Annotated in this window: 22 protein-coding genes; 11 read left to right on the top strand and 11 right to left on the bottom strand. The window is 73.6% G+C overall.

From position 1 onward, the window contains the following. Nucleotides 1–28 precede the first annotated feature (28 nt). Together PV410_RS17105 and PV410_RS17110 are read right to left on the bottom strand one after the other, a co-directional pair. Complete coding sequence (locus PV410_RS17105) at nt 29–2065, bottom strand: TPM domain-containing protein (RefSeq protein ID WP_500325570.1); 2037 nt, start codon at nt 2063–2065, stop codon at nt 29–31. A gap of 248 nt (nt 2066–2313) precedes the next feature. After that, nucleotides 2314–3510 carry a DUF6777 domain-containing protein gene (locus tag PV410_RS17110; protein ID WP_500325397.1) on the bottom strand — a complete coding sequence of 399 codons (1197 nt, stop codon included), beginning with the start codon at nt 3508–3510 and terminating at the stop codon, nt 2314–2316. Between the two features lie 447 nt (nt 3511–3957). Between PV410_RS17110 and PV410_RS17115 the strand changes: the two genes are divergently transcribed. Beyond that, entirely contained in the window at nt 3958–4608 is a 651-nt protein-coding gene (locus PV410_RS17115) for a cysteine hydrolase family protein (protein WP_500325399.1), read from the top strand. Nucleotides 4609–4621: 13 nt separating this feature from the next. On the opposite strand, the gene PV410_RS17120 is transcribed toward PV410_RS17115, so the two are convergent. Further along, complete coding sequence (locus tag PV410_RS17120; protein WP_500325401.1) at nt 4622–6568, bottom strand: alpha/beta hydrolase family protein; 1947 nt, start codon at nt 6566–6568, stop codon at nt 4622–4624. Nucleotides 6569–6665: 97 nt separating this feature from the next. On the opposite strand from PV410_RS17120, the gene PV410_RS17125 reads away from it, so the two are divergent. The 7 genes from PV410_RS17125 to PV410_RS17155 all read left to right on the top strand — a co-directional run bounded on the left by PV410_RS17125 (nt 6666) and on the right by PV410_RS17155 (nt 14321). Next, a complete protein-coding gene (locus tag PV410_RS17125) occupies nt 6666–6809 on the top strand; it encodes a hypothetical protein (RefSeq protein ID WP_500325403.1) in 144 nt (47 codons plus the stop codon). 86 nt (nt 6810–6895) lie between these two features. Then, on the top strand, nt 6896–9076 hold the full coding sequence (gene pstS, locus PV410_RS17130) for a phosphate ABC transporter substrate-binding protein PstS (RefSeq protein ID WP_500325405.1): 2181 nt from the start codon (nt 6896–6898) through the stop codon (nt 9074–9076). A gap of 361 nt (nt 9077–9437) precedes the next feature. After that, a complete protein-coding gene (locus PV410_RS17135) occupies nt 9438–10148 on the top strand; it encodes a DUF2470 domain-containing protein (protein ID WP_500325407.1) in 711 nt (236 codons plus the stop codon). A gap of 127 nt (nt 10149–10275) precedes the next feature. Further along, a complete protein-coding gene (locus PV410_RS17140) occupies nt 10276–11166 on the top strand; it encodes a sigma-70 family RNA polymerase sigma factor (RefSeq protein WP_500325409.1) in 891 nt (296 codons plus the stop codon). Nucleotides 11167–11200: 34 nt separating this feature from the next. Continuing rightward, complete coding sequence (locus PV410_RS17145) at nt 11201–11830, top strand: alpha-ketoglutarate-dependent dioxygenase AlkB (RefSeq protein WP_500325411.1); 630 nt, start codon at nt 11201–11203, stop codon at nt 11828–11830. Nucleotides 11831–11938: 108 nt separating this feature from the next. Continuing rightward, nucleotides 11939–12877: a serine hydrolase gene (locus tag PV410_RS17150; protein ID WP_500325413.1), complete on the top strand. Its 939-nt coding sequence runs from the start codon at nt 11939–11941 to the stop codon at nt 12875–12877. A 355-nt stretch (nt 12878–13232) separates the two neighbouring features. Further along, a complete protein-coding gene (locus PV410_RS17155; protein WP_500325415.1) occupies nt 13233–14321 on the top strand; it encodes a S1 family peptidase in 1089 nt (362 codons plus the stop codon). Nucleotides 14322–14437: 116 nt separating this feature from the next. On the opposite strand, the gene PV410_RS17160 is transcribed toward PV410_RS17155, so the two are convergent. Continuing rightward, nucleotides 14438–15121, bottom strand: coding sequence for an acyl-CoA thioesterase (locus tag PV410_RS17160; RefSeq protein WP_500325417.1), 684 nt, complete (start codon nt 15119–15121; stop codon nt 14438–14440). A gap of 162 nt (nt 15122–15283) precedes the next feature. After that, nucleotides 15284–15499, bottom strand: coding sequence for a DUF6296 family protein (locus tag PV410_RS17165; RefSeq protein ID WP_499514004.1), 216 nt, complete (start codon nt 15497–15499; stop codon nt 15284–15286). Nucleotides 15500–15642: 143 nt separating this feature from the next. Here PV410_RS17165 and PV410_RS17170 point away from each other — a divergent pair, with 143 nt between their 5' ends. Further along, nucleotides 15643–16068 carry a RidA family protein gene (locus tag PV410_RS17170; RefSeq protein WP_500325572.1) on the top strand — a complete coding sequence of 142 codons (426 nt, stop codon included), beginning with the start codon at nt 15643–15645 and terminating at the stop codon, nt 16066–16068. After that, nucleotides 16065–16787: a 4'-phosphopantetheinyl transferase family protein gene (locus PV410_RS17175; protein ID WP_500325419.1), complete on the top strand. Its 723-nt coding sequence runs from the start codon at nt 16065–16067 to the stop codon at nt 16785–16787. Before PV410_RS17170 ends, PV410_RS17175 begins: the two co-directional genes overlap by 4 nt. A gap of 158 nt (nt 16788–16945) precedes the next feature. Here the strand turns inward: PV410_RS17175 and PV410_RS17180 are convergent, their stop codons facing one another. Together PV410_RS17180 and PV410_RS17185 are read right to left on the bottom strand one after the other, a co-directional pair. Beyond that, entirely contained in the window at nt 16946–17842 is an 897-nt protein-coding gene (locus tag PV410_RS17180) for a LysR family transcriptional regulator (protein WP_500325421.1), read from the bottom strand. A gap of 111 nt (nt 17843–17953) precedes the next feature. Then, nucleotides 17954–18997, bottom strand: coding sequence for a helix-turn-helix transcriptional regulator (locus tag PV410_RS17185; protein ID WP_500325423.1), 1044 nt, complete (start codon nt 18995–18997; stop codon nt 17954–17956). Nucleotides 18998–19150: 153 nt separating this feature from the next. Here PV410_RS17185 and PV410_RS17190 point away from each other — a divergent pair, with 153 nt between their 5' ends. Continuing rightward, nucleotides 19151–19354 (top strand): hypothetical protein, encoded by a 204-nt coding sequence (locus tag PV410_RS17190; RefSeq protein WP_500325425.1) that lies wholly within the window; start codon nt 19151–19153, stop codon nt 19352–19354. Between the two features lie 161 nt (nt 19355–19515). On the opposite strand, the gene PV410_RS17195 is transcribed toward PV410_RS17190, so the two are convergent. From PV410_RS17195 to PV410_RS17210, 4 genes are read right to left on the bottom strand one after another with little or no spacing between them, the layout of a single operon-like run. Continuing rightward, a complete protein-coding gene (locus tag PV410_RS17195) occupies nt 19516–20511 on the bottom strand; it encodes a TauD/TfdA family dioxygenase (RefSeq protein ID WP_500325426.1) in 996 nt (331 codons plus the stop codon). A gap of 3 nt (nt 20512–20514) precedes the next feature. After that, nucleotides 20515–21618, bottom strand: coding sequence for an amino acid kinase family protein (locus PV410_RS17200; RefSeq protein WP_500325428.1), 1104 nt, complete (start codon nt 21616–21618; stop codon nt 20515–20517). Further along, the gene (locus PV410_RS17205; RefSeq protein ID WP_500325430.1) at nt 21615–22673 is read right to left on the bottom strand and encodes an aspartate-semialdehyde dehydrogenase; all 1059 of its coding nucleotides are present in this window, start codon (nt 22671–22673) and stop codon (nt 21615–21617) included. The genes PV410_RS17200 and PV410_RS17205 overlap by 4 nt, the downstream gene beginning before the upstream one ends. Beyond that, complete coding sequence (locus PV410_RS17210; RefSeq protein ID WP_500325431.1) at nt 22670–23650, bottom strand: DMT family transporter; 981 nt, start codon at nt 23648–23650, stop codon at nt 22670–22672. Before PV410_RS17210 ends, PV410_RS17205 begins: the two co-directional genes overlap by 4 nt. Nucleotides 23651–23682: the final 32 nt, after the last annotated feature.

Raw genomic sequence — 23682 nt, forward strand, 5'->3', positions numbered from 1 at the left:
TTGGGTTGCCGTCTGCGTACGCCGTGGCTCAGAACCTGCCGCCACCGCCCCTCCGCCCGCGCGTCCCTCCGCCGCCGAAGCTGCCGGGGCCGCCGCCGAAGCCACCACCGCGGCCGCCGAACATGCCCCCGCCGGCCCCGCGGCCCATACCGCCGAAGATCTCCCCGAGCAGGATGCCGCCGAGCACCGCGCCGCCCATGCCGCTGCCCCCGCGGCGGCCGCCCATGGCGCCGCCGTACGGACTGCCGTACATGCGCACCTCCTGCTCGGCCTGCTGCTGCGCCGCGCGGGCCAGCGCATCCGCCCGCTGGGCCTCGGCGAGCGCGGCAGCGGGATCGGCGGGCGCCCCGGCTGCGGAGTCCAGCGCCAGTTCGAGGTGCCGCTGCGCCTCGGCGAGACGCGTCCTGGCCTCGCTGCCCACCGCCGCACGGTGGGTCGTGATGAAGTCCGAAGCGGCGCCCACGGCGCTGCGGGCGGTGAGCAGGGCCTGGTCGAGCAGGGAGCGGGCCCTCTGGTTGCCGGCCTCGTGTTCGCGCGCTCCCGTGAGGGCCTCCTCGAGGGCCGCGTCGGCCTCCTCCACGCGGCGCAGCACGTCGATCGGGTCGTACGGTCCCGCGGCGATCCGCGTCCGCACCTCGCCGACGACCGATTCGGCGCGGGCGATCCGGCCGTGCAGGTCGGCTGTGGGGATGCCCTCGGGCGTGCCGGCGAGCATGCCCCGCGCCTCCGCGAGGTCGGTCCCGGTCTCCGTCAGCGCGCCGGGCAGCTTGCCCGCCGCCTCCGCGAGCTCCTTGGCCAGGCGGCCGACGGCGTCCACGAACGTGCCCGCCTGGTCGATGGCGCCCTCGGCCGCCCGCAGATGCACCGCGGCCGTGCCGCCCGCGTCCGCCACGATGGCCTCGCGGGCCTGGCCGAGCTGGGTCCCGGCGAACACGAGCCGGTCCCTGGCCTGCTCGACGTGGCCCGTGACGGGCTGGACCGCGGTGGGGGCGTACCGCGTGCCGAGCGCGGTGAGCGTGGCCTGCGCGGTGTCGGTGCGGCCGGTGATGTCCCGCAGCTCCGCCTCGGCGTGCTCCAGCGCCTGGTGCGCGTTCTGCTCCAGCGCGCGCAGCCGGTCGAAGCCCTCCGCCTCCGCGTCGAGCCGGCGATTGGCCTCGGTGCACCGCGCGATGATCTCGTCCAGCATGCGGCGCTTGGCCGCGTCGTCCTCAGGCATCGCGTCGTCGAGCTGCTGCCGCAGCCGAAAGGCCGCCGTGAGCTGCGACTGCGCATATCCGAGCGCCTCGCTGTAGGGCGCGGCCGTCTCTTCGCCGAACTGGGCGGTGGCGAAGCCGAGTTCCTCGGTGCTGGTGCGCACCGCGTCGTCCGTCTCGACGAGCAGCTCCCTGGCCCGCTGGTCGAGTTCGGGCAGGGGGACGGCCTGCTTTCCGCTCGGGCCGGGGGACCCCCAGCCCTGGGTGGTACGGGGCCCGGAACGCTTCCTGCGCCGGGCGTACACGTACCAGGCGAAGGCGAGCGCGGCTGCGATCACCGCGACCGGCAGAACGAGATCACCCGCGCCCCTGTCGCTGCCGGCGCCACCGGGGTCGGCCTCGCCCGGGGTGATCGCCGGGGTGGGCACGGGCATGCCTGCGAGGACCGCGCCCATGCCGTCCGCCGCGCCGATGGCCGCCCCCGCCCAGTCGTTCTGCCGCAGCGCCGGTTCGACCGCGGTCTGCGCGACGTCTTGCAACTGGGCATCGGTCAGCTGCGAGTCCTGGTCCACGGAGTACGCGTACTGCCGGTCGTGCGTGGCGACGGCCAGCAGTACGTCGTTCAGGCCGAGGCCGTTGCGCTCGGCGGTCGCGTCGGCCCAGTTCTGGGCTGAGCGGCCGGAGAAGTCACGTACGTAGGCGACGTAGAGCTGGACGCGGTGCACGTCGTCGAGATTCCTCAGTGCCGTCCCGACGGCGCCCTTGCGGTCGCCGAGCGCGTCCACCCTGTCCGTGATCTGGCCGGTCCGCGACAGCACGATCGGATCGTCGGCGCGGGCAACTGCGGCGGGCAGAACCAGCCAGCACAGCATTGCCAGTGCGCTGATCAAGGCGTACGCGGTACGCAGGGTGTGCGAGGTGCGAACGCCTCCGTGCGACGGTTCCCGGCTCCGGTGCGGCCTCACTTTGTGAGCGTATTACCCCTTCTGGCCCACCGCGACCGAGAACGCCCCGGGCTGGGGACGTCCGCTTGTGGGGGCTTGACCGTCGGACATCGCCATACGAGGGGCATCACGGCGTTCACGTCACTGCTTCCGCGAGCCAGTGACCGTGCGGTGCCTCAGCTGGGTTTGACGGGGGACTTGGGCTGGGTGGGGGGTTGCTGTTGCTGCGGTTGATCGCCCGTGCCGCCGCCTCCGCCGGAGGACTTGGGCGGGGCCGGGGGCTGTTCGGGCTGTTCGGACTGCTGGGGCTGGGAGGGGGGCTTCTGAGGCTGTTCCGGGGTGCCGGGAGTGTCCGGGGGCTTGGGTTGCTCCTGCGTGCCCGGGGTCTTCGGGGACTTCGGTTCCTCCTTCGGCGACTGCTCCTCGCTCTTCGGGGATTCTTCCTTCTTCGGGGATTCCCCTTCCTCCTTCTTCTGCTCCTCGCTCTTCGGCGACTCCTCCTTGCCCTTCTCCGGCGACTGCTCCTCCGTGCCCGGCGACTTGGGCTCCTCCTGCTTCTTCTCCTCGCTCGGCGGCGGCGCCGTCTTCCCCGGCGGTTCCAACTGCGAGCCCGTGGACGGCGACGGCAGGACCGGCACCGGGGAGCCGGACGGCTGGCCCTTGGGGGGTTCGACCTTGTGGTCCTTCTTGCCCTCGACCTTGCCGCTGGGGCGCTCGAACCAGCGCTTGCTGTCCTGGTCGTAGAGCGTGAGCGTCTTCATCGGCTTGTCGGACGGGACGACCGCCACCAGGCCGGCCGCACGGAAGGTGTCCCACTGGCGGCCGCTGTACGTCGGCGTGCCGTTGACGGCTTCGGGCGAACTCAGCGGGTTGCCGCAGGTGCAGCGGACCACCGGGACGCCGTGGTCGTCGACCATGACGGGGGTGCCGGCCTGGAGGATCGCCTGGTAGTCGGTGGCCTTGCCGTCCTTGAAGCCGTGGCTGGTGACACGGGTGTCCCAGTTGAGCTGAACGGGCGTCAGCGCGCGCAGGTGGGAGGGGAGGTCCTGCGGCTCGACCTTCAGGGTGTCGGCGAAGGCCGCGGTGCGGGCCGGGTCCTTGGTGAGGTACGTGATCTGCTTCTCGACGTCGCAGGCGGACTCGTTCTGCTTGCCGCTGTAAAGCCCCGGGTGGGCACCGCTGACCTTGAGGGTGCCGCCCGGGGCCGAGGACTCGTTGGGGGTGATGGTGGGGGTGACCGCGGTGCCCGATTCGCCCGCCGTGGAGGGGGTGAAGGGGTCCGGGCCCGCCGCGGAGGCGTTCTGGAGGAAGATCTCGCCGCCGCCCTTGGTGCCGCCCAGGAAGGAGAAGGCGAAGATCACCGCGACCGCCACGACCATCGCGGTGCCCGCGGTGACGAGGGTCCGGCGGGCCCGCCACCACGGGGCGGGGGGTCCGCGGTGGCGGCCGGGTTCTCCGCCCGGTGGACCCGGTGGGCCCGGTGGCCTTGGTGGTGGCGGCGGGCCGGGGGGTGGCGCCGCCGGTGGGGGCGGGGGGCCCGGTGTCACCGGTGGGTGCTCACCCGACGGCCGGCCGGACAGGGGTCCGGACGGAGGGCCGGTGGGGCGTTCGGGCGGAGGAGGTATGGAACTCACGGCACTCTCCCCAGACGTGGGGCAGCGGGAATTGAGGTCAATTCCCGTGCGCCCTCCGATTCCATTATGTGCACCCTTCCGGAAAGGCGGCAGCGGGGCATCCGTGAAGCTGTTGCCGCCGCGCCGGCTTCCGTGGCGTGACCTGCTGCGCAGGTGGCCGTGCGGGTCGGGGACGAGAATCGGTACATGGAAGCAGTGGGATACACCAGCGCGAACACCGGTCTCTTGCTGATCGACCCGTACAACGACTTCCTGTCCGACGGCGGGAAACTGTGGCCCCGCGCGAAGGCGGTGGCCGAGCAGGTGGGGCTGCTCGACCACATGCGTGAGGTGCTCGCGGCCACCCGGGCCCGCGGTATCCGGACGTTCTTCGTCGCGCACCGCCGCACCGCCCCCGGGGACTACCAGGAGTGGGAGCACCTCTCCCCCGCCCAGGAGGCGACCGTCAAGGGGCAGGTCTTCGCCCAGGGCTCCTGGGGCGGCGAGTTCCACCACGACTTCCAGCCCGTCGACGGCGAGATCCAGGTGCACGAGCACTGGTCGTCGAGTGGCTTCGCCAACACGGACCTGGACTTCCAGCTGAAGCAGCACCGGCTGTCGCGCATCGTGCTGATCGGGATGCGGGCCAACACCTGTGTCGACACCACGGCGCGCTTCGGCCAGGAACTGGGCTACCACGTCACCCTGGTGCGGGACGCGATCGCCGCCTTCAGCCCGGCGGAGATGGAGGCGACCTTCGAGGTGAACGCGCCGGTCTACGCGCACGCCATCCTCACCACGGAGGAGTTCCTCGACGTGCTGCCGCCCTGCCCCGAGGAGTACGGGGCAGGGCGGTAGCGACGGGTGCGGGTCAGGGCTGCCGCGGGGCGGTGAGCCAGCGGTCGTACCAGGCCACGCTGCGGCGCAGCAGGTCCAGCAGGTGGCCGCGTCCACCGATCATGTGGCCCTCGCCGGGGTAGACGACGAACTCGTGGGGGACGCCGTGGTGGCGCAGGGCGCGGTGGAGGAAGTGGCCCTGGCTGACCGGCACATTGGTGTCGTCCTCGCCGTGGAGGATCAGGACCGGGGTACGGACACGGGAGGCGTACGAGACGGGGCTGACGCGGTCGTGGGCGTGGGGCCCTGGGCCCTCCCAGCCGATGCTGCCGCTGCCCGCCGACTCGCGGACGGCCCCCTGCTCGCCGGTCGCGGCCAGCATGCCCCAGTCGCTGATGCCGGCGCCCACGATCGCGGCCTTGAAGCGGTCGGTCTGCGTGACGGCCCACGCGGCCAGGTAGCCGCCGTGGCTCCAGCCGCCGATGCCGAGGCGGTCGGGGTCGGCGACGCCCTGGGCGACGAGGAGGTCGATGCCCTCGGTGATGTCGGTCCACTCGGCGCCACCGACGGCGCCGTCCGTCGCGGTGGCGGCGAAGGCGTGGCCGTGGCCCTCGCCGCCGCGGGGGTTGGGGAGGAAGACGGCGTAGCCGGCGGTGGCGAGGAGCTGGCCCGGGGGCAGGTCGATGTGGAACTGCCATGAGTCGCTGTAGCGCCCGTACGGGCCGCCGTGCGCGAGGGTGATCAACGGGAAGGGGCCGTCCTCGCGGGTGCGGCCGGGCGGCAGGAGGAGCAGGCCGTCGAGGGCGAGCCCGTCGGAAGCCTTGTAGGAGAGGCGTTCCTGGCTGCCCCAGGGGATGTCGCGGATCTCGGGGCGGGTGTCGCTGATCCGGGTGAGCGGGCCGTCGGGCGGTCCTGCGTGGACGTCCTTGGGCTCGTACGCGGTGCCCGCGAGCACGGCGACCGTCCCGCCCGTACGGCTCGCGGTGAGCGCGTGGACGATGCCCGGGCGGGTGTGCAGGCGGCGGAAGCGCCGCTCGCCGGGGTCCAGCCGGAACAGCGCGGTGTCCAGGCCGTCGGCGAAGACGGCCAGGGGCGGGCCGTCGGCGACCTGGAGGAGTTCGGTGGGGCAGACGGTCATGCCGGCGGTCAGGTCGCGTGCCTCCGGCCGGGGCCGCTGCTCCGGGTCGGCCGGGATCGCGCGGTCCAGGACGGCCGGGGAGCCGACCAGGCCGGGCGGGGTGGTGGCCAGGTGGGCGAGGTGCCAGCCGTCCTCGGCCCGCCACCAGACGGGGCGCTGCGCCGCGTGCCCGGCGGGGCCGAGGTCGTGGACGGTGAAGGTGGCGGTGTCGACGAGGTGGAGCTCCGCGGTGAGCGAGCCGGGGTCCTCCTCCGCGCACTCCCAGGTGAGCACGGCCAGCATGCCGCCGTCGGGGCGCTCGGCCACCTCTACGACGTGCCGGTCGCCGAGGGTGCCGACGGTGCGGACGGCGCCGCTGTCGAGGTCGAGGAGGCGCAGACGGGCGGAGGGCTCGGGGCCCGTCCGCTCGGTCCACACCATCACGTCGTCGTCCTCGGCCTCGTCGGGTTCGTCGGCGGCGATCAGGGCGACGGTGCGGCCGTCGGCGAGCGGCAGGTGGTTCGCGATGCCGCCGGGCCAGGCAGTGAGGGCCTCGGCGGGGCCGTCGGGTCCGCCGTCGGCGGCGAGGCGTACGCGGTGCAGTTGCCCGGCGGTGACGAAGAGGACCGCCGCCGAGTCCGGGGTCCAGCGCGGGGCGCCGATCCAGCTCGTGCCGTCGGTCAGCTGCCGCGCCGGGGCGCCGCCGTCGGCGGGCACCGCCCACAGGGCACTGGCCAGGCGGTCCGCGATGGCGAGGGGCCGCGCCGTGTGGACGACCGTGCGGCCGTCCGGGGAGAGGGCCGGGAACACCGGTATGACGCTGTCCAGGACCGTCCGTGCCACGATGTCGCTCTGTACCGTCAATGTGCCCTCCGTAGCGTCCACTTGGGTCTACGCCTTCCTTCTGGGAACCGCGCACATCCTGCCGTAGCCCGCGACCCGTGGATAGGCTCGAAGGATCATGGAGCTGTCGCCGACGGCGCCGGACCGCCTCGCGAACGGCTGCCTCGGCGCCCTGCCCGCGGCTGGGCGTGACCTGCTCCCCGGGGTGCTGCACACGCGGGTGATCGCGCTGGAGCGCAAGGAGTTCGCGCTCGGGCGGTGAGGTCCGGGCTGCCCGGTACGGGCCCCTGGTGAGGGGTCGCTCCCTATGCTGTGTGCTGCTGCTGGGCGCGGGGAGGGAGCGACCGGGTGACGCTGGTGGAGGGGGATCCGCGGTCCGTCGGCGGGTACCTGCTGGAGGGCAGGCTGGGCACGGGCGGGATGGGGGTCGTCTACCTGGCCAGGTCGGTGTCGGGGAGGGCGCTGGCGGTCAAGGTGGTCCGTCCCGAGTTCGCCGAGGACGCCGGCTTCCGGGACCGGTTCCGGCGCGAGGTGGCGGCCGCGCGGCGGGTCAGCGGGGCGTTCACGGCGCCCGTGGTCGACGCCGACGCCGACGCGGAACAGCCGTGGCTGGCCACCCTGTTCGTACCGGGACCGGCGCTGTCGCGGCGGGTCGCGGAGCGGGGGCCGCTGCCGGCGGAGGAGGTCCTGGGGCTGAGCGCGGGTCTGGTGGAGGCGCTGCGCGACATCCACCGGGCCGGGCTGGTCCACCGCGACCTGAAGCCGGGCAATGTGCTGCTGGCGGAGGACGGGCCGCGCGTCATCGACTTCGGGATCGCCCGGGCCGCCGGCACCGAGCGGCTGACCAGGACCGGGACGGTGGTCGGCACGCCCGCCTTCATGGCCCCCGAGCAGTTCCGCGCGGGCGCCGTCGGCCCGGCGTGCGACGTCTTCGCCCTGGGTGCCGTCCTGGTGTACGCGGCGACCGGCCACGGCCCGTTCGACGGCGACAGCTCGCACGCGATCGGGTTCCGTGTGGTGTACGAGGAGCCGGACCTGACCGGGCTGCCGGAGGAACTGCACGCGTTCGTGGCGCCGTGCCTGGCCAAGGTCGCGCAGGAGCGCCCCTCGGTGGAGGAGCTGCTGGCCTTCCTGACGCTGGCGCGCGCCGGGGGATCCGTGCCGGACCCGGAACCCGCCCCGCCGGAGCCCGACGAGCCGGAGGCCGACGAGCCCGGGTCCGGGCCCGGCCCGGAGCACTCCCCGACCCTGGCCGACCGCCCCCGGGACACCGCCACACGGGTCATCCGCCCGGTGCCGCGCCCCGGGGCGTTCGGGCCGCCGCCGGTGGACCGGGCGGGGCCCACCGGTCCGGTTCCGGCACCGCGCGGGCGGGCCCGCGGCAGACGGGTGGCCCTGGCGGCCGGCGCCGTGCTGGTCGCCGCGTCGCTCGCGGTGGGCGTCCCCCTCCTCGTCGACCTCGACGGCTCGGGCGGCAAGGACGGGGACGGCGCGGCGGCGCAGGGCCCTTCGGGGAAGCGGGGAGCGTCCTCCGGGGAAGCGTCCTTCTCCTGCCCGGGGGCCCGGGGCGCCCTGGTGGGCGGCGGGGCGAGCGCCGTGAGGGAGGCCGTGGAGGCGTGGACCGCCGGCTTCCAGGCGGCCTGCCCCCGTTCCACGGTCTCGTACCAGCCGACGGGCTCGGGCGCGGGAACGACGGCGTTCCTGCAGGGGACGGCGGATTTCGCGCTCTCCGACGTGCCGCTGGCGACCGGGGAGGTCCTGCAGTCCGGGAAGCGCTGCACGGGCGGCGGCAAGGCCGTCGACCTGCCGTTGCTGGCCACACCGGTGGCGGTCGTCTACCACCTGCCGGGGGTGGACGGGCTCGTGCTGGACCCGCCGACGCTGGCGAAGGTCTTCGACGGGCGGATCACCCGCTGGAACGACCCGGCGATCGCCGCGCTCAACCCGGACGTCGCCCTGCCGTCCCGGGCGATCACGGCCGTCCACCGGGCCGACGCCACCACCAGCACGAGGACGTTCACCGGGTACCTGCGGGAAGCGGCGCCGGACGCGTGGGCCTACGAGGCGACGTCCGACTGGCCGGGGAGCGGCGGAGAGGGCGTGGCCCGCGCGGACGGTGTGGCCGCGCGGGTCGCGCAGGAACCGGGGGCGATCGCCTACCTGGACTTCGCCTCGGCCGGAGGGCTCGACGCGGTACGGCTGGACACCGGGGCGGCCGAGCCGGTGGCGGCCGCCGTCACCACCGCCACGCGCGCCCTGGCCACCGCGCGGACGGCGGGGAGCGGCGGCGGCCTGGCGCTCGACCTGGCCGGCACGGGCCCGGCCCCCGGCGCCTACCCGATCACCCGGGTCGGCTACGCCGTGGTCTGCGACAAGGGCAACGAGCCCCGCCCCCTGGAGACGCTGAAGGCGTTCCTGCTGTACGCGGTCAGCGGTCCGGGGCAGACCGCCGCCGAGCGCCAGGGCCACGCCCGGCTGCCGGCGGCGCTCGCCGCGAAGGTGCGGGGCGCGGTACGAGGGCTGGGCTGAGCAGCCGGAGGCCGCCGGGGTTGTCGTAGGCGCTGGTGGCGGTTGGCGTCGGCGCCTTCGCGCCGGGTGCGGCACCGCTGTCGGGGCTCGGCTCCGGCCGTGTCGACCACGGGCTCAGCGGTTGTTCACAGCGGGCTTCGGGGACCGCGCGGCGGCGATGCACAGCGTGCTCGGTGCCCATTCCGTGAGCGGCCTGGGCCGCGGTCTCACGCCGGCCCGGTCGGCCGCGCCGTGGTCCGCGACGAGAGGAGGGAACGCGCCCGCGTGCCGCGCGCGGACGTGCGGGCCCGTGGGGGATGGCGACACCCGGGCGCATATGGCTAGGTTAGGCAAACCTAACCTACGTCTCGCGGAGATCCGGATGCGCAGCAAGACCACCGCCCCCCTCGCTCCCGCCCGGCCGACGCACGCCGAACGCATCCGGTCCGTCCTCGCCTCGGCCCACTCCATGACCGTGGTCAACGACCGGGAGCGCACGGAGGTGACCCGGCTGACGGCGCGGGCGCTCGCCGGTCACGTCCATCTGCACCCCCTCGAGACGGCCTTCGGCCCCGAGAGCACCCCGATCACGCTGGAGTTCACCGACGTCGCCCCCACCCCCGTACGCGACCGGGTGCGGGCCCGGGTGACCGTCACCGGCTGGACGGCCGCGCCGTACCGGGCGGACGCCCCGGACAGCCAGTGCATGCAGTTCGTGCACGCGAGGCTGGAGACGGCGGAGGGCACCGACTCCGTAGGCCTGGCCGAGCTGACGACGGCGGAGGCGGACCCGCTGGCGACGGCCGAGGCAGGGATGCTGACGCACCTGGTGGACGACCACGCGGAGCTGGTGCCGCTGCTGCTGCGGCTGGTGCAGCCGGCCCCCGCCCCCGGCGCGCGGCAGGTCCTGCCCGTGGCCGTGGACCGTTACGGGATCACGCTGCGCGTGGAGTACGCGAACGGCCACACCGACGCCCGCCTGCCCTTCCCGTCCCGCCTGCAGAACGCGGACCAGGCGGGGAGCCAGTTCCAGGCGCTGCTCAGCAGCGCCCGCCGCGCGTCGCACCGGGGACGGCTGTTCGCCGGCTGGTGACCAGGGGCCGCGGACGCCGCCCCTCCGCGACCCCGGCCCCCTGTCACACCCCTCTGTCACATTGGACGCGACCGGTTCGTCAGTGCGCCGAGGGAAGCCGGGGGAACGCGACGAGGGAATGGGACCGATGGACGACAAGGAGTTCCTGGCGGAGCGGTTCGAGGAGAACCGGGCGCACCTGCGGGCGGTGGCGTACCGCATGCTGGGGTCGCTGGCCGAGGCGGACGACGCCGTGCAGGAGGCGTGGCTGCGGCTGAACCGGGCCGGGGCGGACGGGATCGGGAACCTGGGCGGCTGGCTGACGACCGTGGTGGGCCGGGTGTGCCTGGACATGCTGCGCTCGCGGACCTCGCGGGGCGAGTCGTCGCTGGACGACGTACGGGTGCCCGACCCGGTGGTGAGCCGGGAGGACGCGGCCGGCGACCCGGAGCAGGCGGCGCTGCTGGCGGACTCGGTGGGGCTGGCGCTGCTGGTCGTGCTGGAGACGCTGTCGCCCGCCGAGCGGCTCGCCTTCGTGCTGCACGACATGTTCGCGGTGCCCTTCGAGGAGATCGCCCCGATGGTCGGGCGCACGCCGGCGGCGGCGCGGCAGCTGGCCAGCCGGGCGCGGCGCCGGGTGCAGGGGGCAGCGCCGGTGCCGGACGCGGACCTGGGCCGGCAGCGGGAGGTGGTCGGCGCGTTCCTGGCGGCGTCGCGCGCGGGCGACTTCGAGGCCCTGGTGGCGGTGCTGCACCCGGACGTCGTGCTGCGCGCGGACACCGGCGCCGCCTTCCCGGGGGCGGCCCGGGAGCTGCGCGGCGCGCGGACGGTCGCGAGCCAGGCGCTCTCCTTCCGGCGGGCGGCCCTGCACGCACGGCCGGCACTGGTCAACGGGGCGCCGGGGGTGGTCGCCGTGGCGGAGGGCCGGGTGGTGTCGGTCATGGGCTTCACGATCGTGGACGGGCTCGTCGTCGAGCTGGACATCCTGGCCGATCCCGAGCGGCTGGCAGGGCTCGACCTGGCCGCGTTCGGCGAATAGCTCACTTGTTCGATTGAGGGGTTACCCTGGACGCATGACCGCACCGCTCCAGGGATCGCTCTTCGACCAGAGCGACGAGTTGCTGCTCGGTCCGCTGGACGGCCTCCGGCGGACCGGGCTCGGCAGCGGCGCATGGCTCGACCTGCTGCCCGGATGGCTGCAGGGGGCCGACGCCCTGTTCGAGGAACTGGCCGGCTCGGTCCCGTGGCGGGCCGAACGGCGGCAGATGTACGAGCGGGAGGTCGACGTGCCCCGGCTGCTGGCCTTCTACGGGGAGGGCGACGGGCTGCCGCACCCCGTCCTCGACGAGGCCCGGGCCGCGCTCGACGCCCATTACGCGGACGAGCTCGGCGAGCCCTTCGTCACGGCGGGGCTCTGCTTCTACCGGGACGGCCGGGACAGCGTCGCCTGGCACGGGGACCGGACCGGACGGTCGGCGACCCAGGACACGATGGTGGCGATCCTGTCCGTCGGCGACCCGCGCGACCTGGCGCTGCGGCCCCGCGGCGGGGGCGCGGCCTCGATGCGGCTGCCGCTCGGGCACGGCGACCTCGTGGTGATGGGCGGCTCCTGCCAGCGGACGTGGGAGCACGCGATCCCCAAGAGCACGCGCGCCGTGGGGCCGCGGATCAGCGTCCAGTTCCGCACGCGCGGCGTCCGCTGACCCCCGCCCCGCACCCCGGTGCCGCATCCGTACAACCTTTCGCCCGCGGCCGTGGGTCAACGTCTGCGAGGCCCGGGAGCGGGGTCCAGGGGATGACGGGGAGGGGCCATGGGGCGGGGACGGACGGCGCGGCGCGCCGGGAGAGCGGTGGCGGCCGCGGTCGTGGTGGGCGCGGTCGTGCCGACGGCCGTCGTGGGGACGGGTGCGGGGAGCGCCGCGGCGGCGGCACCGGCCGTGGTGTGCACCTCGGGCAAGGCGGGGCTCGCGGCGAAGCTGAGCGCCGACATCACCGGTGCGCTGCGCGGCAGGACGGCGACGGTGGCCCTGTCGCTGCGGGACCGCAGGACGAAGACGGTGTGCACGCTCCGCGCGGACCAGCGGTTCGACTCGGCGAGCACGGTGAAGGTGACGGTGCTGGCCACCCTGCTGTGGGACAACAAGAAGCGCAACCGCTACCTGACGGCGCGTGAGGTGAAGCTGGCCACGGCGATGATCACCAAGTCGGACAACGCCGCGACCACGCAGCTGTGGCGGCAGCTGGGGGTGGCCAAGGTGAAGGGCTTCCTGAAGGCCGCGGGCATGACCCGCACCGTGCCGGGGAGCAACGGCTACTGGGGGCTCACGCAGATCACGGCGAAGGACGAGCAGCGGCTGCTCGACCTGGTGACGGCGAAGAACGCGGTGCTGAGCGACAACTCCCGGGCGTACATCCTGAAGCTGATGAACAAGGTGGTCGGCACACAGCGCTGGGGCACCCCCGCCGGCGCCCCGCGCGGGGTGACGGTCCACGTGAAGAACGGCTGGCTGCCGCGCGCCACCCACGGCTGGCGGGTGCACAGCCTCGGCGCGTTCACCGGCTCGGGGCACGACTACTCCCTCACGGTGCTGACGCAGGACAACCGCACCATGAACACCGGGGTCGCCACGATCGAGGCGGTCGCCCGCGTCGTCCACCGGGACCTCGACCCGGCGGCCACCGCCGCGGGGACGCAGTCGACGACGCGTACGCCGCAGGAGGCGATCCCCGCCGTCCCGCCGGGCACGTAGCGGACCGGAACCGACGGCACGACAGGCGCCCCCGCGGGGGCGCCTGTCGGCGTTCGCGTGGGCGGTTACCGGACAGGTGTAGTCCTCACCTGACGTGTGCGGCCCGTCGCGCAGCGCGGCGGGAGCCCTCCCGCACAGCGGAATGAAAGGTTCCACACCGGGAATCGGGATGTCTTGTGAGACGGCTGTGGAGACCGGAATCCTGCCTTGCCGGTCACGGAACGGCCTCGGAATACTCGACGGCGTTGCTTGGCGTGGACACGCATTCTTTTCGGGATGTGACGCCTTGCACCGCAAATTCCTCCGGGTTGGCGGTAGTTGAGCCGGCCCATCCCCCCACGTGGAGGTACAGGACTTGAAGCATCGTCGAATATCCGGGCGGAAGGCCGTGCTCGCGGGCAGCGGGGCTGCGGCCGTGCTGGCGGCACTGATCGTGCTGCCGCAGGCCAACGCGGCGCCGAGCCCGGCGCCCGCCCCCAAGAGCCTCACGCCCGCCGCCGCGGTGACCCTGGCCGCGCACCTCACCTCGCAGCTCGGCACCGAGGACACCGCGGGGTCGTACTACGACGCCGCGAGCGACCGGCTCGTCGTCAACGTGCTCGACGCCGCGGCCGCCGACACCGTCCGCGCGGCGGGCGCCGTGCCGAAGACGGTCGCCAACACCATGGCCGAACTGCGCTCCGCCACGCGCACCCTGGGCCTGGAGGCCCGCATCCCCGGCACGGCCTGGTCCGTCGACCCGCGGACCAACCAGGTGGTCGTGACGGCCGACCGGACCGTGTCGGCGGCCGGGATGGCACGGCTCGGCAAGGCGGTCGACGGGCTCGGCGCCGGGACCGCCCGGATTCACAAGTCGAAGGGTGAGTTCCAGCCCTTCATCGCCGGCGGCGACGCCATCTTCGGCTCCGGCGCGCGCTGTTCGCTCGGCTTCAACGTCGTCAAGGACGGGCAGCCGTACTTCCTCACCGCGGGTCACTGCGGCGTGGGCATCAAGAGCTGGTCGGACAGCTCCGGCGGACAGGAGATCGGCTCGGTCGAGGCCGCGACGTTCCCCGGCCACGACTACGCGCTGGTGAAGTACACCGGCACCGGTGTCGACCACCCCAGCGCGGTCGACCTCTACAACGGCTCGACGCAGGAGATCACGTCGGCGGCCACGCCGACCGTCGGCCAGGCCGTGCAGCGCAGCGGCAGCACCACCCAGGTGCACGACGGCACGGTCACCGGGCTCGACGCGACCGTCAACTACCAGGAGGGCTCGGTCTCCGGACTGATCCAGACCGACGTCTGCGCCGAGCCCGGCGACAGCGGCGGCGCCCTCTTCTCCGGCAGCACCGCGCTCGGCCTGACCTCCGGCGGCAGCGGCGACTGCACCGGCGGCGGGGAGACGTTCTTCCAGCCGGTGACGGACGCGCTCGAGGTGTACGGGGCCGAGATCGGCTGACCCCTCGCGGCGCCACGCAGCGGCGGCGCCGGACACCCCTCCCCGGGACCGGGAGGGGGTCCGGCGCCGCCGCCGTCGCCGTGGGGACGGGGCGGGAACGGGCGGGAACGGGCCGGTCAGCCCTGCCGGCCGGGGCGGAACTCGCGTACGGCGCGCGCCTGACGGGCGAGGGCGAGCAGCAGGCCGTCCTCGGTCCACACGGCGCTGTCCTCCACGGCCCAGCCGCCGCCTGCGTGCTCGGTGCGGCTGCGGACCAGGCCCTGCGCGGGCGCGGCGTCGAGGACGTCGGTGAAGTGCACGGTCAGCTCGGCCGTCGGCACGGGGCGGGGCTCGGTCCACACCGCGAACAGCGCGGGCGGCAGGGCGTCGGCGAGGACGACCAGCGCCTCGGCGTCCACCGGCCGCCCGTCGGCGAACCACATCCAGGCGAGGAGTTCGGCGCGCTCCCCGCCGGCCAGGGGGCGCGCGTCGCCGGCCGGGCGGATCTCCAGGTGGGCGGCGAACGCCGCCAGCGAGCGCGGCAGGGTGAGCGGCGGGCAGGCGCCGGGCGCGGGGACGTCGGGCACGGGCGTGCCGGTGCGGGCTGGGCCGGGTTCGCTCCGTCCGAACACGGCGGTGCCGGTGAGCGCGGCGGCACCGTCCTGCAGGGCGGTGACCGATGACACGGACGTGCGGTGCCCCTCGCGCAGGGTGGTCGCCGCCAGGCGCAGCGGGCGCTCGTCGACGGGGGCCAGGAAGTGGGCGCCGAGCGTGCGGACCGGGAGGCGCTCCCCCGTCCGCGCGGCCAGGTCGTCGCGCATTAATCCAGTGAGTTGGATATTCAAATCAACTCGACAGGAATCCCGGCGGGGTGACGGGGGCGGTCCGCACGGTCACGGAAGGCGACCGGGGATGGGTGGCCCACAGCGGCGTCCGACGGCGGGCACGTGGCCGGTTCCGGGACGCCGGTGGCGACAGGGCGTTCAGTGCGGCGTCGCCCGCGAGGGGACGTCGTGGTGCTGGTGCCCGCCCGTCGCGAGCATGCGGACCTCCCCCCGGTCGCTGATCTCCGCCTGGACGATGCCGGTGTCGTCGCTGTACACCGGGTGCCCCCCGGCACCCTTGCGCTCGGTGCGCTTGACGACCACGGTGTCGCCGGAGACGGGGAAGGTCAGATCGTAGGTTTCGGCATGACTCATGAGGGGAACCTCCTGTCTCCGCCCATATGACGATTTATGCCCAGAGAATCCCTGGCCAATGACACCGGTCATGACGTCCGCTGTGGCGCCGGGCCGACCCCCTGGGAGAGCATGGAGCGGTGTCGATCATCAAGGGGGAACGCATGGCGCACCTCACCCACCTCGCCGCTCCGGAGGGTGTCCCGCCAGGCACCGGTTACAGCCACGTCGTGTGGGGCGAGGGCCGGTTCGTCGCCGTCTCGGGCCAGATCGCGGTGGACGAGCGGGGTGAGCTCGTCGGGCCGGGCGACCCGGCGGCGCAGGCGCGCCAGGTCTTCGGCAACCTCGACCGCTGCCTCACGGCCGCCGGGGCGGACTGGGGCGACGTGGTCAAGCTGACCTTCTTCGTCACCGACGTCGCCTTCCTGCCCGCGGTCCGCGAGGCGCGCGACGTGTACGTCGACACCGAGCGTCCCCCGGCCAGCTCGGCGGTGCAGGTGGCCGCGCTCATCCGGCCCGAACTGCTCCTGGAGGTCGAGGCGTTCGCGATCGTCCCGGCCGCGTCCACGGCCCCGGCGGCCCGGCCGTGACACTGGTCCCGGAGCGGTTCAGCGTGGCGGCGGCGGCCCGGCGCCTGCCCCCGCCGGGGCCCGGCGAACCGCCGCGGCTGTGCCTGGTGGACACGGCGGCGAACGCGGCCGCCGCCGTCCACCTCGCGCCCGGGCTGCTGGACCGCGAGGAGCGCGAGCGGGCCACGGCCTTCCGCTTCGACCGCGACCGCACCAGCTACGTCACCGCGCACGTGGCGCTGCGCCTGCTGCTGGCGGCGTATCTGGGGACCCCGCCCGGCAAGGTGCCGCTGACCCGGGAGACCTGCCCGTCCTGCGGCGGCCCGCACGGCCGGCCCGCGGTCGAGGGCGGCGCGCCGCACTTCTCGCTCTCGCACTCCCGGGAGCTGACGCTGCTGGCCTTCGCCGCGACCCCGGTGGGAGTGGACGTGGAGGCGCTGCCCGGCCAGGAGGCCGTCGACGGCGTGTGGCGCTCGCTGCACCCGGCGGAGGTGGACGAGCTGGGCGGGCTGCCGCCGGTGGAGCGCCGCGAGGCCTTCGCGCGGGCGTGGGCACGCAAGGAGGCGTACCTGAAGGGCCTGGGGACGGGCCTGGCCAGGGACCCGTCCGAGGACTACGTGGGCTCTGGACCCGCCCCCGCCACGGGCCCCGAGGGCTGGTCGCTCTCCGACGTCGCCGTCGGGGACGGCCACCGCGCGGCCGTCGCCGTACGGCTGGCCCAGGGCCGGTCGTCCAAGTAGTGCCGGCCGCCCGGAGGGCGGGCCCCGCGGTTCCCCCAGCTCCGCTGGGAGGTACCCCCAAGTGCGGTGCACCGCAAGGCGGAGAGTCGCCCTCGTAGTGGGCTACTCGGACGATTCCACAACGCAGCGCGGGGCAGGCAGGACTTTGACGAATGGCCCTAGCGCGCGTACTCCTCGGCGAGGAAGCGCATGGTCTGGTCGACGAAGACCCGCATCTCGCGGGAGAGGTTCTTGCCCCGCCGCCAGGCGATCTGGGTGTGCACCTCGAAGGGCACCGGCCACGGGAGGGTCACCAGCGTGCCGGCCTCCAGGGCGTCGGCGACGGTGGCCGTCGGCAGCAGGCTGATGCCGAGCCCCGCCGCGACCCCGCGCTTGATGGATTCGATGGTCCCGAACTCCAGGAAGGGCAGCGACTCGCCCGTACCGTCGTTGAGTTCGGCCTCGAACAGCTCACGGTAGGCGCAGCCGGCCTCGGCGGAGATCACCTGGACCTGCCGCAGGTCATCAGTGGTGATCTTGTGTGCCCGGGTGAGCGGATGGTCGGGTGCGGCGACCACGGTGAGCGGCTCGGAGCCCAGGACCTCGGTCTGGACGCCGGGGTGCTGGGTCTCGGCCTCCATCAGGAAGCCCATGTCGAACATGCCCTGGCGCAGCGCGTGGCAGGTCTCGGCGCACAGGCTGGGCCGCAGCACGATGTGCAGGGCCGGGTATCGGTGGTGGAAGAACTCCAGTAACGGGGGCATCCGGTAGGAGGTGATGCTCTCCATCGAACCGATCGTCAGCACTCCCGAGGGCTCCTCGGAGCCCAGCGTCGCACCGCGCGCCTCGCCGGCGAGGGAGAGCATCTGCTCGGCGTACGGCAGCAACCGCTGGCCGGCATCGGTGAGCTGGATACGGCCCCCGAGACGGTCGAAGAGGTCGACGCCGAGCGACATCTCCAGGCCCTTGATCTGGGCCGTGACGCTGGATTGCGCGTACTTCAGTTCCGTCGCCGCCCGGGTGAAGCTGAGCAGCGTCGCCACCTTGTGGAACGTCGCCAGCTGCCGAATGTCCATTGACCCCTCCCGTGGTTCGGCTCGCGCCGGATCAATACTCCCTCCACAGGAAATCAAGCCGCCGGTGCCGGGCGCCAGAACTCCGGGTTGTCTGATCGAGGACAACGCCCGTCAGCATTCGGACACATCGCCTCCGGCGGGATCGGGGGGAACGGCATCGCCGTCGGGGATCAATCCCTGGCGGCCGATCAGCAATCCCGCCTGGAATCTGCTGGTGGCGCCGAGTTCCTCCATGATTACGGATATGTGGCGGCGGCATGTACGGGTCGCCATCCCGAGGCGGCGGGCGATCACCTCGTCCTTCAATCCCATGGCCATCAGCCGCAGAATTGACAACCGCAGGTCCTCCGTGACCTGCTGGTATTCGGCGGTCCGGCCGACGTCGAAGGGCTGGCTCCCCTGCCATATGGACTCGAACGAGCGGCAGAGATAGGCGACGAGCGTGGGATCGGAGACAATCGCCGCACCCGGCGGTTCCTTTCCCTTCCGTTCCTTCGGAATGAACGCCAGTCTGCGGTCGTAGATGATCAGCCGCTCGGAGAGCTCCTCGGCGGTACGGACCTCGGCGCCGCCCTCGCAGATCTGCCGCACATAGGTGCGGGTGGCGAGGCTGGTGCGGGCGGTGTGCTGGTAGAGCGTGCGGATGCGGATTCCGCGGCGCCGCATCTCCAGGGTCTGCACCAGGTCCTGTTCGAGCAGTTCCGCGCTGCGGCCGCCGCCGGGCTGCAGGCTCATCCGCTCCTCGGTGCAGCGGCGCCGCGCCAGGTCGATCTCCCTGCGCACTTCCTCGAAGTCGTCCAGCACCCTGACCGGCACGTCGTCGGGGGCGGCCCGGTCGCTCGTGCGGTAGACGGCGGACAGCGCCCGTAACTGGCGGTGGATCGCGGCGATCTCCTGCCGGCGGTGGGCGATGGACAGCTCCAGCGGTGTCACCAGTTCCGCTTCCGCGACGTCAGGGTCGAGCGCCACGACGGAGCGGCCGGAGCCGATGCGGCCCAGCAGCCGCAGCTCCTCCAGGGTCTTGCGGGCCTCGGCGACCAGGTCGACGCCGACGCCCAGCTCGGCGGCGATCTCCTCATCCCTGAAGGCACCGTCTCGCAAAGCGCATTCGTACGCATCAACAGCAAGGTCGTCCAACAGGCGATGCTCGTCCACCGATCACCCACCCCATGCCCGATTTGCCGCTATCCACTTGTTGCCGCTCCATCATAGGACACTTCCGGCGGCTCGAACTCGATCTCCGGGACTGACACCTTGTTCTCGTGCCCACAAAGGGCGCGACGGACAAGCGATGTGGGGGGATCCACGATGGTGAACACTCGTCATTTACTTGCCCGGGGCTTCTCGGTGATCGTCCTGGCGGCCGGAGTTGTTTACTCCGCCACCACTCCGGTGGCCCCGGTCGTTTCCGGCGGCAACGGGCCGCGGAACGTCACGCTGGCGGATGACAAGTGGGACGTGGCTCCGATCGGTGGCGCCGACACGCATTCGACCGACGGCCACCACGCCTGATTCGTCACGGAATTGGTTGAAGGAGAAATCATGTCGTCGAATGACCCCATGACCGCACCTACCGGTGCCCCGGAAGAGGAATCCGGCACTCTGCACTGGCCGGGGCGGCACCGCTAGCCGCCCGCCGCCCGCGGCGTCCGGCCCGCCCCGGGGCCCGCGGCTCAGTGGTGCACGCGGCGGTCGCCCGGGGTCACCCGGTACCTGATGTCCCACAGGTTGCGCCGTACGTACGTGCGCTGGAGCCAGCGGTCCCGGCCGTCGTAGCGGGCGGTGAACTCCGAGCGGGCGTGCACGCCCTTGCGGTTGTTGACCAGCAGGGCCGTGCCCGGCTCCAGCCGTACGGCGTGCGCCGTCGCGCGGCAGGCCTCGTGCAGCAGTTCCAGGGCCGCGGCGGCCCCCCGGGTCAGGGGGCGCACGCCGTTGGCGGAGACGGCGATCCCGGGGAAGTCCCGGGAGCCGCTGACGATCGGCACCGGGTCCGACAGGACCTCCGCACCGCCCGCGACATCGCGGGTGTAGCTGCCCGGCGCGTTGAGCCGGAACAGCGGACTGCGCAGCGCCTCCAGCGCCCCGTCCGCCAGCTGCCCGCAGATGTCGCGGGCGTCCGCGTAATAGGTGGCCGCCGTCCCGGAGGGGTCGCCGCGCAGGCAGTTGAGGACCAGGAAGTCCGGGTTGGCGACGTCCCAGCGCCCGGCCGGGTCGTGGGTGATGTCGCTGTGGAAGTTGAGGAAGACGGCCGAGCCCTGGTTGGTCTGGGTGCTCTCCCCGCCGGGGACGGGGACCACGTCGTGGATCAGCCGCCCCTCCTTCTCGGTGAGCACGCCGACGGGCTCGCCCAGCAGCCCGGACAGGCCCAGCAGCACGCCCTCGGCGACGAAGCCGCGCTTGGCGGTGCTGGGCCCGCCGTCCACCGGGGTGGGCGGCAGGTCCCGGTCCACGGGCAGGTTGCGCACCAGCGCGACGCCCGGGGTGTCGATGTGCCGGCCGAAGTCCAGCACCTGCTGCAGCAGTTCCGTGGGCAGCGCGGCGAAGACCCGGTGGTAGCGGGTCATGGCGCGGTCGATGTCCGGCGCCGGGTCGGGGAGCGCCGCGAGCCGCGCCCCGATGTCGTCCCGTACCGCGTCGGGCAGTTCCAACTCGGCGAAGGTTGCCTTCACGGCTCACACTCCTACAAGGCGGGCGTCGGGGGCACCGGAGGCGGCCGGGAAGTCCAGCCGGTCGTGCAGCCGCTGCGCGAGGTGCAGGGCGTCCTCGCCGCTGTCGGCGATGTGGGTGGTGACCTTGCTGCCGCGCACCTCCGCGACCGGCACCCCCACGTGCCGGCCCGGGGTGACGCCCTGCCGCAGCTGGACGGCCTCCAGGTCGACGTAGCCGCCGATGACGGCCACCCGGGACTCCTGGGTGAGCCGTACGGTGTCGATGCCGGCGACGTGGAAGGCGTTGTGCGCGGCGTCGGCGCGGGCGTCGTCGGGGAAGTCCAGCACCACCGAGCGCCGGTTGAGGACGACGGCGGCCAGCTGGTTGCCGACCGCGCTGATCCGGGTGCCCGAGGAGTACGGGGCCCGGTTGTAGCGCAGCACGATCTCGATGCGGTGCCGCAGCGCGAGCTGGACGGCGCGGCGGTGCAGCACCTTCGCCCCGTACAGCGACATCAGGGCGGCCATGTTGTACGAGACCTGCGGCAGCATCCGGGCCCCGGTGACCAGGTGCGGGTCGGAGGTGTAGATGCCGTCGACGTCGGAGTGGATCTCGCAGACGTGGCTCTCCACGGCGCGGGCGACCGCCAGCGCCGACAGGTCGGAGCTGTTCTTGCCCAGCCAGGTGGGCCGCCCCTGGGCGTCCACGGCCTGGCCGCCGGGGACGACCACGACCTCGTGCCGGTCGAGCGCCCTCCTCAGGGGGCCGGGGTCGGTGCTCACCACCCGGGCCCACAGGAAGGAGGAGTTGGTGACCAGGCCGACCTGGTGCCCGGCGAGCACGGTGGCGCTGCGGCCCGCCTTGTGCAGGGCGCTGGCCAGCAGATGGGCGCTGACCAGGTCCCCGGTGGCGAGCATGCCCGCGGCGGTGGCGTCCTCGGGGCGCAGGTTGACCTCGTGCAGCCGGCCGCGCAGCCCCTCGGTCTCGCCCTGCATCGCGCTGACCACGACTGCCAGCGGCCGCCCCTCGCGGCGGATGCGCTCGTCCAGCCCGGCGGCGAGGTCGTGGTAGGCGGCGTGCGTGCGGAAGGTGGAACCGCCGAACTTCAGCACCGCCGGGGCCTTCATCGTGCGCCTCCGCCCAGGAAGCCGCGGGTCAGCGCGTACTCGGCGATCTGGACGGCGTTCAGGGCCGCGCCCACCCGCAGGTTGTCCGAGACCAGCCACATCCAAAAGCCCCGCGGGTTGTGCGGGGCGACCCGGATCCGCCCCACGTGGACGTGGTCGGGGTGCCCGGCGGTGAGCGGGGTGGGGAAGCCGCCCGGGTGCTCCCGGTCGTGGACGGTGACCTCGGGCAGCGCGGCCAGCAGCGCGACGAGTTCCTCGCGGTCCACCGGTGCCCCCGCCTCGACCCACACCGCCTCGGAGTGGGAGTTGACCACCGGCACCCGTACGCAGGTGGCGGTCAGGTCCAGGTGCGGGAGCCCGAGGATCTTGCGGGACTCCTGGAGCATCTTCTGCTCCTCCAGGGTGAAGCCGCCCTCCAGCAGCCGGTCGATGGAGGGGACGACGTTGAAGGCGAGGGCGGGCCGGAAGCGCTCGGAGGGCAGGTCCGCGTCCGGGTCGCGCAGCGCGACCTCGCTGCCCTCCAGCAGCTCCTCGATGCCCTGGTGGCCCTGGCCGGAGGCGGCCTGGTACGTGCTGACCACCACCTGCCGGACCCCCCAGCGCCGCTGCACCGGCAGCAGCGTGCGGACCAGCGGGATGGTGGAGCAGTTGGGGTTGGCGACGATCCCGCCGGCCGGCCGCCGGTGCAGCTCGTCGGCGTTGACCTGCGGCACCACGAGCGGGGTGTCGGGGTCCATGCGGAAGGCGTTGGTGTTGTCGATCACCAGCGTGCCCTGGGCGACGGCGGTCTTGGCCCACTTGTCGCTGACCGACGTGCCGGCCGAGAAGAACGCGATGTCGGCCCGGGCGAAGTCGAAGTCCTCCAGGGCGGAGACCTCGCACGCGCGCCCGTCGACCGCCACGTGGCGGCCCGCGCTGCGCGCCGAGGCGACGAGGTGGATCTCGCGGTAGCGCAGTCCGCGCTCCTCGATCAGCTCGATGAGGGTGCTGCCCACGGCCCCCGTCGCGCCGACGATGGCGATGCGCGGGGCGGCGGGATCGGTAACGAGGGTCATCGGGGATCTCCGATCTGGACGAGCCCGGCTGCGGGTGCCGTGGCTTCCGGTTCGGTGCCGTCGGCCGTGGCGGGGCGGCGGCCCCGCCACGGCAGCAGCGGCCAGCCGAGGTTGACGCCGAGTCCGGCGGCGGCGATCAGCGGCACTCCGAGGGCCTGCAGCGGCCCGACGCGGTGGCCGTAGACGGCGAGGTCCACCAGGATCGCCACGGCCGGGTAGACGAACGACAGCACCGCGATGCGGTCGGTGGACAGCTTCCGGTACGAGGAGTAGAGCAGGACGTACATCAGGCAGGTGTGGATCACGCCGAGTCCCACCAGCCAGCCCCAGCGCGCCCCGAGGCCCGCGGTCTCGCCGAGCCGGGCGAAGGGCAGCAGCAGCGGGATGCCCACCAGCACCTGGATCAGCGCGGTCAGTTGCGGGCGGACGGTGGTGAGGCGCTTGGCGATCACCGTGGCGAAGGCGTACAGCAGGGCCGCGAGCAGCGCCTCGGCGACGCCGAGCGGGTACCCGTGCCCGCCGGGACCGGCGCCGGGCAGTCCGGCGACGAGCAGCACCCCGGCGAAGGCCAGCAGGATCCAGCCGGCGCGGTGCCGGTCGAGCCGTTCGCGGAACAGAGCGACGCCCAGCAGCACCACGTAGAAGGGCTGGGTGTGGTAGACGACGGTGGCCACCGAGATCGAGGTGCGGTGGTACGCGTCGAAGAGCAGCACCCAGTTGAGGACGATGAACACCCCGCCGAGCGCGGCGAGCGCGAAGCTGCGGCGGGTCAGCCCGGTGTTCCTCAGGTGGCCCCGCAGCAGGCAGTAGGCGGCCAGCGCCACCGCCCCGAAGACGCAGCGGAAGAGCACCACGGTGGAGGAGGAGACCCCGGACTCCAGAACGAAGACGCCCAGGGTGCCGGAGAGCCCCATGGCCGCGGTGAGTTCGAGGGCGCCTGCGCGCCCGTGTGCTGCGGGTGTGGTGTCACTGGTCATGCGCCCTCGGCTCCTTCCGCGGCGGACGGGGG

The organism is Streptomyces sp. PA03-5A (assembly GCF_033792725.1).
Taxonomy (GTDB): domain Bacteria; phylum Actinomycetota; class Actinomycetes; order Streptomycetales; family Streptomycetaceae; genus Actinacidiphila.

Excerpts from the sequence above, each read along its gene's own strand:
- PV410_RS17105 (WP_500325570.1), bottom strand. The coding sequence starts at position 2,065 with ATGCTGTGCTGGCTGGTTCTGCCCGCCGCAGTTGCCCGCGCCGACGAT.
- PV410_RS17115 (WP_500325399.1), top strand. The coding sequence starts at position 3,958 with ATGGAAGCAGTGGGATACACCAGCGCGAACACCGGTCTCTTGCTGATC.
- PV410_RS17125 (WP_500325403.1), top strand. The coding sequence starts at position 6,666 with ATGGAGCTGTCGCCGACGGCGCCGGACCGCCTCGCGAACGGCTGCCTC.
- PV410_RS17135 (WP_500325407.1), top strand. The coding sequence starts at position 9,438 with ATGCGCAGCAAGACCACCGCCCCCCTCGCTCCCGCCCGGCCGACGCAC.
- PV410_RS17140 (WP_500325409.1), top strand. The coding sequence starts at position 10,276 with ATGGACGACAAGGAGTTCCTGGCGGAGCGGTTCGAGGAGAACCGGGCG.
- PV410_RS17145 (WP_500325411.1), top strand. The coding sequence starts at position 11,201 with ATGACCGCACCGCTCCAGGGATCGCTCTTCGACCAGAGCGACGAGTTG.
- PV410_RS17150 (WP_500325413.1), top strand. The coding sequence starts at position 11,939 with ATGGGGCGGGGACGGACGGCGCGGCGCGCCGGGAGAGCGGTGGCGGCC.
- PV410_RS17160 (WP_500325417.1), bottom strand. The coding sequence starts at position 15,121 with ATGCGCGACGACCTGGCCGCGCGGACGGGGGAGCGCCTCCCGGTCCGC.
- PV410_RS17165 (WP_499514004.1), bottom strand. The coding sequence starts at position 15,499 with ATGAGTCATGCCGAAACCTACGATCTGACCTTCCCCGTCTCCGGCGAC.
- PV410_RS17170 (WP_500325572.1), top strand. The coding sequence starts at position 15,643 with ATGGCGCACCTCACCCACCTCGCCGCTCCGGAGGGTGTCCCGCCAGGC.
- PV410_RS17180 (WP_500325421.1), bottom strand. The coding sequence starts at position 17,842 with ATGGACATTCGGCAGCTGGCGACGTTCCACAAGGTGGCGACGCTGCTC.
- PV410_RS17190 (WP_500325425.1), top strand. The coding sequence starts at position 19,151 with ATGGTGAACACTCGTCATTTACTTGCCCGGGGCTTCTCGGTGATCGTC.
- PV410_RS17200 (WP_500325428.1), bottom strand. The coding sequence starts at position 21,618 with ATGAAGGCCCCGGCGGTGCTGAAGTTCGGCGGTTCCACCTTCCGCACG.
- PV410_RS17205 (WP_500325430.1), bottom strand. The coding sequence starts at position 22,673 with ATGACCCTCGTTACCGATCCCGCCGCCCCGCGCATCGCCATCGTCGGC.
- PV410_RS17210 (WP_500325431.1), bottom strand. The coding sequence starts at position 23,650 with ATGACCAGTGACACCACACCCGCAGCACACGGGCGCGCAGGCGCCCTC.